This is a genomic window from Aquitalea aquatica (assembly GCF_013911085.1).
Lineage (GTDB): Bacteria > Pseudomonadota > Gammaproteobacteria > Burkholderiales > Chromobacteriaceae > Aquitalea > Aquitalea aquatica.
Genome location: NZ_JACERN010000030.1, coordinates 141,952 through 155,550, shown reverse-complemented (window position 1 = coordinate 155,550; position 13,599 = coordinate 141,952). Strand labels below are relative to the sequence as shown.

Here is a 13,599-nt window from a genome sequence, read left to right as displayed (position 1 = left end):
CCGCCCCCATGGTGTCACCAGCCCTGGCAGGCGGCTTCAGCGCTGCCAGTTCAGCTGGGTCCAGCCGTGCTGTACTGCCACGGCGGCCAGTTTCGGGTCGGCATTCACCGTATAAGCCTGCTCCACCGCCTGTAGCAGCGGCACATCGTTGATGGAGTCGCTATAGCCATGGCTGCCTGCCAGCGCGGCCCCGTGCTGCGTCAGCCAGTCGTGCAGGCGCAGCACCTTGCCGTGCTGATAGGTCAGCACGCTATGGGTGCGGCCGGTATAGCAGCCATCTTGGGTTTCCAGGCAGATGGCCAGAAAGTCATCCGCCCCCAGAAAGCGTGAAATCGGCCCCACCAGATGCTCGCCAGTGGCGGAAATCACCAGCAGGGTGCGGCCTTCTGCCTTGTAGCGTGCCAGGGTTTCCCGTGCGGTCGGAAAGACAATGGGCGCGATCTTGTCGGCGATGAAGCGCTCCACCCACTCGGCCATGTCCTCCACGCTGCGGCCTTGCATCGGCTGCAGGGTGAATTCCATATAGTCTTCCATGCGCAGCTCGCCCCGGCGGTAGGCTGCCATCAGTTCGGCCTCGCGCGGCAGCATGTCGGCGGTGGCCAGGCCGTGTTCCACCATGAATTGCAGCCACAGGCTGGAGCTGTCGCCGTCGGTGAGGGTATCGTCCAGATCGAAAATGGCCAGCATCAGCGTACCTCGCGCATGTCGTCGCGGCTGATTTGCAACCGGACTTCGGTGCCGGCCGGCATCAGGTCGCTGGCGGTACGGTTCAGCCGGTCTACCTGCAGGGTGATGCCGGCACTTTCAATCTGGTAGCGGATGATATTGCCCAGCAGCTGGTGCTGGCGGATGGTGCCGGCCAGGGTGCCGTCCTGCTGGCTGTGGCCGTCCAGTACGTGAATGGATTCCGGGCGGATGGCCAGGTGGCCGCTGATGTTCAATCCCAGCAGGCGGTTGGTGTCGGCCGCACCCAGCAGATTGTAATTGCCCATGAAACGGGCAACAAACTCGGTGGCCGGTTCGGTGTAGACGATTTCGGCGCGGCCTTCCTGCTCCACCCGGCCCTGGTTCATCACGAAGATGCGGTCGGACATGGTGAGCGCTTCTTCCTGATCGTGGGTGACGAAAATGGTGGTCAGGCCGAGGCGGCGCTGGATGTCGCGGATCTGTTCGCGCAGGTTCTTGCGGATGCGCGCGTCCAGTGCCGACAGGGGCTCGTCCAGCAACAGGATGCGCGGCTCCACTACCAGGGCACGGGCCAGCGCCACGCGCTGACGCTGGCCGCCGGACAATTCGTGCGGGTAGTGGTTCTCCTTGCCGGTCAGCTCCACCAGCTTGATCACCTCGGCCACCTTGCGCTTGATGTCGTCGGCCGGGCATTTGCGCATTTTCAGGCCAAAGCCGATGTTCTGCGTCACGTTCATATTGGGAAACAGCGCATAGCTCTGGAACACCATGCCGATGCCGCGCTTTTGTGCGGCCTGCTGGGTGATGTCCTCGCCACCGACGCAGATACGGCCGGAGGTGGGGGTTTCAAAGCCGGCGATCATGCGCAGTACCGTGGTTTTGCCGCAGCCGGAGGGGCCAAGGAAAGTCACGAACTCGCCCTGTTCGATGCTCATGTTGAAGTCGTGCACCACGACGTGGTCGTCGAAGCGCTTGTGCAGATTATTGATGGTGAGATAGGCCATGCTGGTTCCTTGAATTCTGTCTGTGCTCAGGCCGTCTTGCGGGCCGGGCGGGCATTGCGGGCGAATACCTGGATCAGCCCCATCGAGGCCCAGGTCACCATGAAGGCGATGATGGCCAGAGCCGAAGGCTCGTAAGCCCGGTTGGCACCGATCAGTTGCAGGTAAGGGCCAAAGGCCGGGCGGCCCAGCAGGCTGGCCATGGTGAATTCGCCAATCACTACCGCAAAGGTGAGAAAGGCCCCGGACAGGATGGCCGATTTCACATTGGGAAAAATCACCTGCAGCAGGATGCTGGGCCAGCTGGCGCCCAAGCTCTCGGCCGCTTCGGTCAGCGTGCGCACGTCGATGGCCCTGAGGCCGGCATCTACCGAGCGGTACAGATAGGGCAGGGCCAGCGTCACGTAGCTGCACATCAACAGCAGGTCGGTGGCGCGTTCATTGCCGGTCAGCGGTAGCCAGGAGCTGCTGTTGTACAGCTTGAGGTAGCCAAACACGATGACGATGGCCGGAATCACCAGCGGCAGCAGGGTGATGAACTCCACCAGCGGGCGCAACCGTGGCAGCTTCAGCTGAATCCAGTAAGCGGTGGGCACCACCAGCAGGATGCCGACGATGATGGTGAGTACCGCCATCAGCGTGGAGTAGCCAAAGGTAGCCTGAAAGCCGGGGTCGGCCAGCACCACCTTGTAGGCCTCGAAGCTGTAGCCGTCGCGGTTCATCTTCAGGCTGAATTCGAAGGTGGCGATCAGCGGCAGAACAAAATAAAGGGTGCCGATGGCAATGGCCACCCAGGCGCCCAGTCGGGATGTCGATTTCATTCACGCCCCCTTTCGGCGCGGCTGCGCAGCCAGATATAGCCGGCATTGGACAGGCCGGTCACCACGATCATGCCCAGTGCCAGGGCGTAGCCCAGATTCTGGTCGTGCAGCACGTCGCCACGGATCTGCGCATACAGCAGGATGGGCACGATATTGAGCGAGCTGCCAGTCAGTGCATAGGCAGTGGCCACCGCGCCAAAGGCATTGGCGAACAGCAACAGCGCCGAGCCCATGATGCTGGGCCACAGGATGGGCAGGGCAATATGCCACCAGTAGGCCACGCTGTTGCCGCCCAGGCTTTCGCAGGCTTCACGCCATTCGGCGCGCAGGCCATCGATGGCCGGGGTGACAATCAGCACCATCAGCGGAATCTGGAAGTACAGATAGGTCAGTGTCAGGCCGAGAAAACTGAGAATGGAAAAGCCGCTGCCATAGAGGTCGAAATCGGCATAGTTGCGCAGCAATACCGTTACCAGGCCCATGCGGCCCAGGGTGGACAGAAAGGCGAAGGACAGCGGAATGCCGGCAAAATTGGAGGCCACGCCGGAGAAGGTCATCAGCGTGGGGCGTATCCATTGCGGCAAGCCACCCTGGATGGCGGCCAGCGCCAGTGCCAGGCCGATTAGCGTGCCACCCAGCGCCGAGGCCGCGCTGACTTCAAAACTGATCCAGTAAGCCGACAGGATGCTGTCGTCGAACAGTCTGGCGATATTGCCCAGGGTAAAGTGGCCGTCGGCATCCTGAAACGCGCCTATCATCAGCGTGGCGGTGGGCAGGATCAGAAACAGCAATGCAAACAGGAAAAACGGTGCCACGCCCAGCCAGTTGAGCGAAGACAGCGTCAGACCCTTGCGGATCTGTCCTGCCCCGGGCTCGGGGTGGTGCGTGAGGGAATCGGGTGAAGTACTCATCCGTGGTGCAGCCTCGTGTACAAGGGAGTGCCCGGCATCAGCAACGGTGGGGCCGGTGGGCTGTCGCTGCCTTGCTGTTGTACTGCCGCGCGGGCAGGGTCGGGTCTGGTCCCTGATGGGTGGGATCAAAAACCGTCATGGCCGCTTGCACGGCCATGAGGTCTGGGTGCTCGGATACCGGCGGGCTTACTTGACGTTGCTGCCCACCACGCTGTCCCACTGCTTGGTGATGGTGGCCTTGTACACTTCCTGTTGTTCCAGGGTGGGGAACACGGCTTTCTTGTAGCTGGCGGCAGCCGGCAGCTTGGACAGCAGGTCAGCCGGTACTTTCTTGCGCGCAGCCAGGTCGTTGAAACGGCTCGGGTGGCAATAGCCCTTCAGCCAGCCCAGTTGGCCTTCGTCGGAGTACAGGTATTCCATCCACAGCTTGGCGGCGTTCGGGTGCGGGGCGTAGGCGCTGATGGCCTGTACGTAAACGCCGGCCACTACGCCGGATTTCGGTACTACCACGGCTACTTTCGGGTTGCCCTTCAGGGTGTCGCGGTCGGCCAGGGCGTTGTAGTCCCAACGCACGATGATGGGGGTGGTGCCTTGGGCCAGCGAGGCAGCCTTGCCGATCACCGGCACGAAGTTGCCGTTCTTGTTCAGCTGCGAGAAGAATTTCAGGCCAGCATCGGCGGCCTTGGCCGGGTTGCCAGCCGCTTGCGACAGGCCGGCAGCGTATACACCCATGATGGCCTGGTTGGCGGTGCGCGGGTCACCAGCCAGCGCCACGGCGTTCTTGTATTCCGGTTTCAGGAGATCAGCCCAGTCGGCCGGTACTTTCTTGATGATGTCGGTGTTCACTTCGAAGGCCAGCACGCCATAGTAGTCGCCGTACCAGTAGCCATCCTTGTCCTTCACCTCGGCCGGAATGCTGTTCCAGGTGGACACCTTGTACGGCTGGATCAGGCCAGCAGCCTTGGCTTGCGGACCGAAGGACAGGCCGACGTCGATCACGTCCGGTGCCTGCGGGCCCTTGTTGCCCTTATTGGCCTTGATGGCTTCGATTTCATCGCCGGAGCCAGCGTCCGGATTCAGTTCGTTCACCTTGATGCCGTACTTGGCCTTGAAGCCGGCCACCAGGTCGCCATAGCCACACCAGTCATGCGGCAGGGCGATGGTGGTGAGCTCGCCTTCCTGTTTTGCCGCCTTGATCAGGCTGTTCAGATCCTGTGCATGCACAGCGGAAGCACCAACACTCAGTGCGGACAATACAACTGCGGCCATCAGCTTCTTGTTCATTGGTTCCATCCTTTGGACTAGGTCAATATGAGCAGGGCGATCATAGGCAGTGCAGGTGACGAAATGATGTGAGGCAAGTTTCAGTTCCGTGTCTATTGTGTGAAGTCTTGCGTACGACCTGTTTTGGTCATATTCCGACATGCTGTCGCAGGCTTGTCATTTGAGTTTGCTAAACACTAAGCTCCAGTCAAATCAACATGGACTAGTCCAGAGCATGTCAGCTGAAAATAACCAGACGCAGGTCGCCCGGATCAGACAGTCCCTGCTGGCGCAGATCGAGGGGGGACTGTTGCCGCCCGGCGGGAAACTGCCGTCCGAACGTAGCTTGTCCGAGCTGTTTGATACTACCCGCATCACCCTGAAAGATGCCTTGCTGGCGCTGGAGGCCGAAGGCTGCATCTATCGCGAGGACCGGCGTGGCTGGTTTGTTGCGCCGCCGCGGCTGGAATACAACCCGCAGTACCGGGTGCATTTCCAGCAGATGGTGCAACAGCAGCAGCGGCGGGTGGATACCCGGGTGCTGTCGGTACGCAGCATGGTGGCCACGCCGGAGATGAGCCAGCGGCTGCAATTGTCGGCGCTGGCGCGGGTATTGCAGATTTGTCGCCAGCGCAGCCTGGATGGCCGCGTGGTGATGTATGTCGAGCACTATCTGAAGCCGGAATGCTTTCCCGGCATCATGAACGAAGACCTGTCGCAATCGCTGACCGAGCTCTATCAGACACGCTATGGCCTGCAGTATCGCCGCTCGCGCTTTGACATCACCCCCACGGCCGCGCGTGGCGAGGTGGCACAGGCGCTGATGCTGGCTGACGGCAGCCCCATTCTGCGCATCACCCGCATCAACTACGACCAGCAGCAGCGCATCATCGATTGCGATGTCGAATACTGGCGGCACGATGCCATCCGCTTGTCGGTGGACAGCCAGCTACCGGCCGAGCCGGGTGATCTGGGTATCACGGCAATGCCAATGGGTTAATCTGCGAATTATTGGTGAAATTCGTCATGAATTAACAATTGCACACAGTTTCATTACAAATGCTTACCAAGTGATACAGCATGGCTACAGACCGGCAATGACAGCTTGTTACATGCTGCAAGCAGTTCCTCATTTCCGGAGAGTATCAAATGAAACTGCAAATCCTGCGTGGTAGTCGCTGGCTGGTGCTGGCCGCCGCAGTGTCCGGCCTGAGCGCCTGCGTGGTGGTTCCGCCGCGTACCCAGGTGGTGTACAAGCCGGCCCCGGTGGCCGCCGCCCCGCACTGGAATCCTGCCGAACATCCCTATTACGGCCATGCCATGAGCGATTTGCGCCAGGCGCGTGCCCTGCTGGCGCGGCCGGATGTGCAGCCGGTGCAGGATGACGAGCGCTGGGCAGTCGGGGCCATTGATGCCGCCTTGAAGGAAATGACCCAGGCGTCGATCCAGGACGGCAAGAATCCCTGGCAGCCGCAGCCTGGTGATGTACATCTCAATGCCCCCGATCGCTTCCACATGGCGCTGCAATTGCTGGAACAAGCCAAGCGTGATGCCAGCCACCGCGAGGATGATCCCTGGGTGCGCGACTTGCAGGGCCGTATCCTGCACCACATTGACGATGCTCACCGCGCCACCCAACAAGCCATTGCCGACGCCCTGCGTTGAACCAGGCTGTGATATCGCTTTACCGCAACAATAAAAAATCGCTGGTAATCAAGGAAGAGCAACCATGTTGATTCTGAAGAAATCTGTCGTCAGCCTGCTGCTGGCTGGTGTGGCCCTGCTGGCAAGCGGATCGGCCATGGCCGATGACTGGCACGGCAACGACTGGCATTCCGACATGCGCCAAGGTGAGTGGCATGAAGGCATGCCCTGGCGCTTCGAGCAGCACCACTGGCAGCCGGAGCAGCATCCCTACTACAGCCACGCCATGACCGACCTGCGCATCGCCCGCGATTTGCTGTCCCGCCCGGACCAGCCACGGGTGGAGCAGGGCGAGCGCCGTGCCGTGGAAGCCATCAATCAGGCCCTGCATGCCATGCATGATGCGGCTATCGATGATGGCAAAGATCCCTTCCAGCGCCAGCCGCCGGATGCCGGCTACCGCCCGGACGACCGTTTCCACCAGGCGCTGCGCCTGCTGGACAAGGCAAAGCAGGATGCCAGCCATGAAGAGGACGATCCCTATCTGCGTGGCTTGCAGCATTTCATCGTCGGCCAGATCGGCCTTGCCCAGCATGCTGTGAATGACGCCATTGGCGAAGCGTTGCGTTAAGCAGCGCTAACAAAAAACCGTTTCTGCGCCGCGCCTCCTTGTCGCCGCGCCTTGGTCCCGGTGTTCTGCGAGATTTTGTTTGCGGCGCTGAGCAGGCATCGCACCGCCCCCCGCCACAGCCGGTCTGTCGCGGGGCTTTTTGCTGCCTGGCGGGTAGCTTGCCGCCAACGGACCGGTTTTGCGCTACCATGCCGGCTGTTTGATATTGACCAAGGATGCAATCATGACCCGCCTGCTCATCCTCTATACCGGTGGCACCATCGGCATGGACCACACCCCGGAAGGCCTGGCCCCTGTTCCCGGCCTGTTGCCACGGTTGCTGGAGCGCTTCCGTACTCCGGCGCTGGACTTTGACGTGGTGGAATACCCGCAGCTGATCGACTCGTCGGCCATCGTGCCGGCGCAGTGGCAGCAATTGCTGGACGACCTGATCGCCCGCTATGCCGATTACGACGGTTTCGTGGTGATCCACGGCACCGACACCATGGCCTATACCGCCAGCGTGCTGGCCTTTGCCCTGCAAGGCCTGGCCAAGCCGGTTATTGTCACCGGTTCACAACTGCCGCTGGTACATTCGCGCTCCGATGGCTGGAGCAATCTGGCCGATGCGCTGGAGGCCGCCAGCCAGCCCGATCTGCACGAAGTGTGCATTGCCTTCAATCGCCTGCTGCTGCGTGGCTGCCGTGCGCGCAAGCTGGATGCCGCCAGCTTTGCCGGCTTTGCCAGCCCCAATGCCCCGGCCTTGGCCCGCTTTGGCATCCAGGCCGACTGGCAGCGCCAGCACTGGCTGACCAGTACTGGCGCTTTTGCCCCGGTAAAGCTGGATGTTGCGCTCAAGCTGGCCACCTTTTTCCTCACTCCCGGCCATGCCAGCACGCTGGCAGGGCAGATCATGCAGGCGGGCGAACTGGATGGCGCAGTGCTGATGAGCTATGGCAATGGCAATACCCCGGCTGATCCGGCCTTGCTTGCTGGCGTGGCTGCGCTGACCGCCGCTGGTGGCGCAGTGCTGAATATCAGCCAGGTGGTGCATGGCGCGGTCGAAGTAGGGGCCTATGCCGCCAGTCAGCCACTGGCGCGAGCCGGAGCAGTGGCCGGCGCAGACCTGACACCGGAAGCAGCCACCGCCAAGCTGCTGGTGTTGCTGTCGCAGGGCTTGCGTGGCGAGGCCTTGCGCCAGCAGCTGGCGACCCCGCTGCGGGGCGAGAGCAGCTAAGCTGGCCAGGCCAATCCGGGGGAAAGAACAAGGGCGTGCCATTGGCACGCCCTTGTTGCTGCCAGTGACGGTGAGTTGCCTAAAAAACAGGCAGTCGTATTTTTCATTGCCAGATCAGTAGCTTGCCCATGCTATCCACAAGCCCTCCACACCGTGGTACACGTGGAGTGGGGAAAAACGGGGTTGCTGCCTAAAAAACAGGCAATGGCAGAAAGCCTGTTATGGCTCAATGGTTTAGACAGTTTGTCCACAGTCCACACACAAGGCTGTCCCCTCTGCTTGTGCAAAACCCTGTTGTGTTGGCCATCACGGCTTGCTCAGTGTGAACTGCTGGCTGCTGCCTAAAAAAGCAGCAGAACAGAAAAAGTCCATTTCTTTCAGTGGCTTGCTTTAGTTGCCCACAGGCGGTGCACAAGCCTGTCCCCGCCTGCTGTGCAAAAACATGCGCAACAGCCCGTTGCAGCGGTGGATAGCGTCAGCAGACGGCGTAAAATGGCCATTGCCTAAAAAACAGGCAGGCAGTAAAACCCTGTCGTGTTTCATGTACTTAGCCAACTTGCCCACAGACCGTGCACAAGGCTGTCCCCGCGCAGTGTGTAAAACTGCGGTGACACTGCCCGGCACAGCCAGACAGCGGCAAACGGCTAATTGCCTAAAAAACAGGCAGTGGCGGGAAGCCTGATTGCTTTCAGCGACTTAGCCTGTTTGTCCACAGCTCACGCACAAGGCTGTCCCCGCTGGCTGTGCGAAACCGCGCACCGTGTGCAGAAATGCGCGGCAACACTACTGGCAGGCTGGCTCCCGACGTATAATCAGACTCTTTGCCGGTGCTGTGCAGTGTCAGTCATCAGAATCGCCGTGATCGGGCCGGAATCCTGCGGCAAGAGCACCTTGTCGCTGCAACTGACGGCAGCCTTGTGCAGCCAGGGCTTGCGTGCCGTGGCCGTGGCCGAATATGCGCGCACCTATTACGCCGCACGCGACTATCAGGTGAGCATGACCGATATCGAAGCCATTGCCGCCGGCCAGTTGCAGGCCGAGCAGCACGCAGCAGCAGAACACGACTGGCTGGTGTGCGATACCACGGTGCTCACCTGCAAGATCTGGGCCGATGTGGCGTTTGGCCAGCCTTCGCCGGCCCTGCTGCAGCTGTACCGGCCACAAGACTACCAGTTCACCTTGTTGACTGCGGCCGACATCCCCTGGCAGCCGGACCCGCTGCGCAGCCATCCCGAGCAGCGCGACTGGCTGCTGGGCTTGTACCAGGCCGAACTGGCGCGCCAGGGCGTGGCCTATACCCTGCTGCAGGGTGGGCAGGCCGAGCGGCTGGCGCAAGCCTGGCAGGCGCTGGGCCGTGCCGATTTGCCCAAAAAATAAGCAGTAACGACAAAGCCTTTATATTTCAGGGCTTTGTCCCCATTTTTCACAGCTACCCCACAGCCCTGTCCCGCCGGCAGGTGGAAAAGCGGTAGTGTCTGCCTAAAAAAAAGGCAGTGCGAAAAATGGCTTTCCGCTCAAACAGTTGCAGGCCTTGTCCACAGCCGGTGCACAAGCCTGTCCAGAATGGATGTGTAAAAATGAATGAAATCTACAAACTGAGCACCGAATACATCGCCCTGTGCGATCTGCTGAAAAGCTGCAGCGTGTGTTCCTCAGGTGGTGAAGCCAAGCATTTCATCGCCGAGGGCAATGTTGCGGTGAATGGCGTGCAGGAATTGCGCAAGACCTGCAAGATCCGCGCTGGCCAGGTGGTGAGCGGGCAGGGTTTTACCATCAAGGTGGTGGCCGCCTGATGAGCGAGCCGCTCCCGCTGGCGCCGGATGCTGCCGATCCCTTGCCGGAGCCGCCGTTTGAGGTGAGCGACGACATGTGCTGCGGCAGCGGCTGCGATCCCTGCATTCTCGACACCTATCAAGCCGAACTGCGCGATTACCGCAGCCGGCTGGCCGCCTGGCAGGCGCGGCACAACAAGGACGGACAATAAGCCATGGCCAGTATCGATCTGCATTTTCATTCGCACGCCTCCGATGGCGCGCTGCCGCCGGCCGAGGTGATTGCCCGCGCCGCCGAGCGCGAGGCCACGCTGGTGGCGCTGACCGACCACGACTGCACCCGCGGCCTGGCCGAAGCCCGTGCCGCCGCCGCGACCCATGGCGTGGATTTTCTTGACGGCGTCGAGGTATCGGTTACCTGGAATGGCAAGCACACCGTGCATATTGTCGGCCTGGGCATCGACCCCGAGCATGCCGGCCTGCTGGCCGGCCTGCAGTCCATCCGCGATGGCCGGGTGGAGCGTGCGCGCGAAATGTCCGACTCGCTGGCCCGCATCGGTATCCACGGGGCATTCGAAGGGGCGATGGCGGTATGCGAAAACCCGGAAATGATAGGCCGTACCCACTTCGCCCGTTTCCTGGTCAATAGCGGCGAGGTGAAAGATGTCCGCACCGTGTTCCGCAAATACCTGACCCCGGGCAAGCCCGGCTATGTGCCGCATGAATGGACCAATCTGGCCGATGCAGTGGGCTGGATCGTTGCCTCCGGCGGCATGGCGGTGATCGCCCATCCCGGCCGCTACGATATGGGTCGCACGCTCACCGAACGACTGATCCTGGATTTCAAGGACGCTGGCGGCCGTGGTATCGAAGTGGCCAGCGGCAGCCACAGCCTGGACGATATGCACAAGTACGCGCTGATTGCCCAGCGCTATGGTCTGCTGTCCAGCGCCGGCAGCGATTTTCATGCACCGGGTGAAGGCGGCCGCGACGTCGGCCGCACCGATGACCTGCCGCCCATTTGCCAGCCGGTGTGGCAGGCATTGCAAGAGCGCATCATTCGCGCCCCGCACGCGGCATAAACCAACACAAAAGCACACACATGGCACAGTTCTTCATGATTCACCCGGACAATCCGCAAGCGCGGCTGATCCGGGAAGCCGCCACCATCCTGCGGGGTGGAGGCGTGGTGGTGTATCCCACCGATTCCTGCTACGCGCTGGGCTGCATGCTGGGCGACAAGCAGGCGATGGAGCGCATTCTGGCCATCCGCCAGATCGAGCTCAAACACCACCTGACCCTGGTCTGTCACAACCTGTCGGAGCTGGCCAACTACGCCCGCGTCGACAACAGCCAGTTCCGTCAGCTCAAGGCGGCCACGCCGGGTAGCTACACCTTCATCCTGCAGGCCACCAAGGAAGTGCCGCGCCGCACCTTGCATCCCAAGCGCGCCACCATCGGCCTGCGCGTGCCGGACCACAAGGTGGCGCTGGCACTGCTGGAAGAGCTGGGCGAGCCCATCCTGTCCTGTACCTTGCTGCTGCCGGGTGATGAGGAGCCGTTGACCGACCCGTATGAAATCCGCGAACGGCTGGAGCACAGCGTGGATGCGGTGATTGACGGTGGCTGGTGTGGCACTGATCCGACGACGGTGATCGACATGACCGACGGCGTGGAGCTGCTGCGCCGTGGCAAGGGCGATCCGGCCGTTTTCGGTTTATAGCCGGCCCGGCTGGAACCCTGGCCGGCTGTCCCCATCTAGTAGTGGTTCATCTTACCCAAACAGAAAAGAAGCTATGGGCGATACCTCTCAACTGATCCAGCAGATCAGCATCTATGCCTTGCCGGTGCTGCTGGCCATTACCCTGCACGAAGCCGCGCATGCCTATGCCGCCAAGCGTTTTGGCGATGCCACCGCCTATATGCTGGGGCGCATGACGCTTAACCCGCTCAAGCACATCGATCCGGTGGGCACCGTGCTGTTGCCGCTGCTGTCGCTGATGATGGGCGGCGTGCTGTTTGGCTGGGCCAAGCCGGTACCGGTGAATTTTGGCGCGCTGCGCAATCCGCGCGTCGGCATGCGCTGGGTGGCGGCTGCCGGCCCGCTGGCCAACTTCATCATGGCGGTGCTGTGGGTCTTGCTGCTCAAGCTGGCCATCGTCATGAACAACAGCTATTCCGAGCCGCTGGCGCTGATGAGCAAGGCCGGCATCAATATCAACGTCATGCTGATGGTGCTCAACCTGCTGCCGCTGTTGCCGCTGGATGGCGGGCGCATCGTGGAAAGCCTGCTGCCGCCGGGTCTGGCCTACAAGTATTCGCGGCTGGAACCCTATGGCATGTGGATACTGATCGCACTGATCTTTACTGGCGTGCTCATGCCGCTGCTCAATCCGCTGCGCCAGCTGGTGTATCATCTGCTCAGTCTCTTTTTCTAACTGGAATCCGCTCCATGTTTGCCAACCGCATCCTTTCCGGCATGCGCCCCACGGGCAGCCTGCACCTTGGCCACTACCACGGCGTCATCAAGAACTGGGTAGAGCTGCAGAGCAGCCACGATTGCTATTTCATGGTGGCCGACTGGCACGCCCTCACCACCAATTACGATAATGTCTCCATCATCGAAAAGAGCATCTGGGACATGGTGATCGACTGGCTGGCGGCCGGCGTCGACCCGGACAAGGCCACGGTGTTCCTGCAGTCCAAGGTGCCGCAGCATGCCGAGCTGCACCTGGCGCTGTCCATGGTGACACCGCTGTCCTGGCTGGAGCGCGTGCCCACCTACAAGGACCAGATCGAAAAGCTGTCCACCAAGGATCTGGGTACTTACGGCTTCCTCGGCTACCCGCTGCTGCAGGCCGCCGACATCCTGGTGTACAAGGCCGGGCTGGTGCCGGTGGGCGAAGACCAGGTGCCGCATATCGAACTGACCCGCGAAGTGGCGCGCCGCTTCAACAACCTGTTTGGCCGCGAAGCCAACTTCGACGAGCTGGCCCAGGCCGCCGCCAAGAAAATCGGCAAGCAGGGCAAGCAGTTCATGCAGCAGCGTACCGCCTACCTGCAGGATGGCAATGCCGAAGCGCTGCAAGCTGCCCGCGAGATTCTGGCCGCCAGCCAGAACCTGGGTGTGGCCGACCGCGAACGCCTGGCCGGCTGGCTGGAAAACAAGGGCAAGACCATTCTGCCGGAACCGGAAGCCAAGCTGACCGCTGCTTCGCGCATGCCGGGCCTCGACGGGCAGAAAATGTCCAAGTCCTACGGCAACACCATCACCATGCGCGAAGCACCGGAGCAGGTGAGCAAGAAGGTCAAGGCCATGCCGACCGATCCGGCCCGCGTACGCCGTACCGATGCCGGCAATCCGGAAAAATGCCCGGTATGGCAGCTGCACCAGGTGTACAGCGATCATGAAACCCGCGAATGGGTGAAGCAGGGCTGTACCAGCGCCGGCATCGGCTGTCTGGATTGCAAGCAACCGGTGATCGAAGGCGTGCTGCGCGAGCAGCAGCCGATGTTCGAGCGCGCCGAGCAGTATCTGACCCATCCGGACCGGGTCAAGGAAATCGTGTTCGAAGGCTGTCGCCGTGCCGAGCAAGTGGCAAAAGAAACCATGACTGACGTGCGCGCCGCCATGGGGCTGGGTTTCTGATTCA

The 13,599-nt window shown here is 61.5% G+C and carries 16 protein-coding genes; 11 read left to right on the top strand and 5 right to left on the bottom strand.

Going from position 1 to position 13,599, the window contains the following annotated elements; all coding sequences use genetic code 11:
• Positions 1-36: 36 nt before the first annotated feature.
• From H2Z84_RS11030 to H2Z84_RS11010, 5 genes are all read right to left on the bottom strand, one after another.
• Positions 37-687, bottom strand: a complete 651-nt coding sequence (locus tag H2Z84_RS11030; RefSeq protein ID WP_258869372.1) for an HAD family hydrolase — start codon at positions 685-687, stop codon at positions 37-39.
• On the bottom strand, positions 687-1,691 hold the full coding sequence (locus tag H2Z84_RS11025) for an ABC transporter ATP-binding protein (protein ID WP_103524930.1): 1,005 nt from the start codon (positions 1,689-1,691) through the stop codon (positions 687-689). The genes H2Z84_RS11030 and H2Z84_RS11025 overlap by 1 nt, the downstream gene beginning before the upstream one ends.
• 26 nt (positions 1,692-1,717) lie before the next feature.
• Positions 1,718-2,509 (bottom strand): ABC transporter permease, encoded by a 792-nt coding sequence (locus H2Z84_RS11020; protein ID WP_103524931.1) that lies wholly within the window; start codon positions 2,507-2,509, stop codon positions 1,718-1,720.
• A complete protein-coding gene (locus H2Z84_RS11015; protein ID WP_181836018.1) occupies positions 2,506-3,420 on the bottom strand; it encodes an ABC transporter permease in 915 nt (304 codons plus the stop codon). The genes H2Z84_RS11020 and H2Z84_RS11015 overlap by 4 nt, the downstream gene beginning before the upstream one ends.
• Before the next feature lie 186 nt (positions 3,421-3,606).
• Entirely contained in the window at positions 3,607-4,704 is a 1,098-nt protein-coding gene (locus tag H2Z84_RS11010) for an ABC transporter substrate-binding protein (protein ID WP_181836017.1), read from the bottom strand.
• A 214-nt stretch (positions 4,705-4,918) separates the two neighbouring features.
• Here H2Z84_RS11010 and H2Z84_RS11005 point away from each other — a divergent pair, with 214 nt between their 5' ends.
• From H2Z84_RS11005 to H2Z84_RS10955, 11 genes are all read left to right on the top strand, one after another.
• Positions 4,919-5,683, top strand: coding sequence for a UTRA domain-containing protein (locus H2Z84_RS11005; RefSeq protein ID WP_181836016.1), 765 nt, complete (start codon positions 4,919-4,921; stop codon positions 5,681-5,683).
• 149 nt (positions 5,684-5,832) lie between these two features.
• A complete protein-coding gene (locus H2Z84_RS11000; RefSeq protein WP_181836015.1) occupies positions 5,833-6,348 on the top strand; it encodes a hypothetical protein in 516 nt (171 codons plus the stop codon).
• A gap of 64 nt (positions 6,349-6,412) precedes the next feature.
• Positions 6,413-6,958: a hypothetical protein gene (locus H2Z84_RS10995; RefSeq protein WP_181836153.1), complete on the top strand. Its 546-nt coding sequence runs from the start codon at positions 6,413-6,415 to the stop codon at positions 6,956-6,958.
• Positions 6,959-7,181: 223 nt separating this feature from the next.
• Positions 7,182-8,174 carry an asparaginase gene (locus H2Z84_RS10990; RefSeq protein WP_220272789.1) on the top strand — a complete coding sequence of 331 codons (993 nt, stop codon included), beginning with the start codon at positions 7,182-7,184 and terminating at the stop codon, positions 8,172-8,174.
• An 837-nt stretch (positions 8,175-9,011) separates the two neighbouring features.
• Positions 9,012-9,551 (top strand): AAA family ATPase, encoded by a 540-nt coding sequence (locus H2Z84_RS10985; protein WP_181836014.1) that lies wholly within the window; start codon positions 9,012-9,014, stop codon positions 9,549-9,551.
• Positions 9,552-9,751: 200 nt separating this feature from the next.
• On the top strand, positions 9,752-9,967 hold the full coding sequence (locus H2Z84_RS10980; protein ID WP_110313344.1) for an RNA-binding S4 domain-containing protein: 216 nt from the start codon (positions 9,752-9,754) through the stop codon (positions 9,965-9,967).
• Positions 9,967-10,158 (top strand): oxidoreductase-like domain-containing protein, encoded by a 192-nt coding sequence (locus tag H2Z84_RS10975; protein ID WP_181836013.1) that lies wholly within the window; start codon positions 9,967-9,969, stop codon positions 10,156-10,158. The genes H2Z84_RS10980 and H2Z84_RS10975 overlap by 1 nt, the downstream gene beginning before the upstream one ends.
• Positions 10,159-10,161: 3 nt before the next feature.
• A complete protein-coding gene (locus H2Z84_RS10970; RefSeq protein WP_181836012.1) occupies positions 10,162-11,028 on the top strand; it encodes a 3',5'-nucleoside bisphosphate phosphatase in 867 nt (288 codons plus the stop codon).
• A 20-nt stretch (positions 11,029-11,048) separates the two neighbouring features.
• The gene (locus H2Z84_RS10965) at positions 11,049-11,669 is read left to right on the top strand and encodes an L-threonylcarbamoyladenylate synthase (protein ID WP_103524940.1); all 621 of its coding nucleotides are present in this window, start codon (positions 11,049-11,051) and stop codon (positions 11,667-11,669) included.
• A 73-nt stretch (positions 11,670-11,742) separates the two neighbouring features.
• Complete coding sequence (locus H2Z84_RS10960; protein ID WP_059287331.1) at positions 11,743-12,384, top strand: site-2 protease family protein; 642 nt, start codon at positions 11,743-11,745, stop codon at positions 12,382-12,384.
• A 14-nt stretch (positions 12,385-12,398) separates the two neighbouring features.
• A complete protein-coding gene (locus H2Z84_RS10955; RefSeq protein WP_181836011.1) occupies positions 12,399-13,595 on the top strand; it encodes a tryptophan--tRNA ligase in 1,197 nt (398 codons plus the stop codon).
• The last annotated feature ends 4 nt before the right edge of the window (positions 13,596-13,599 follow it).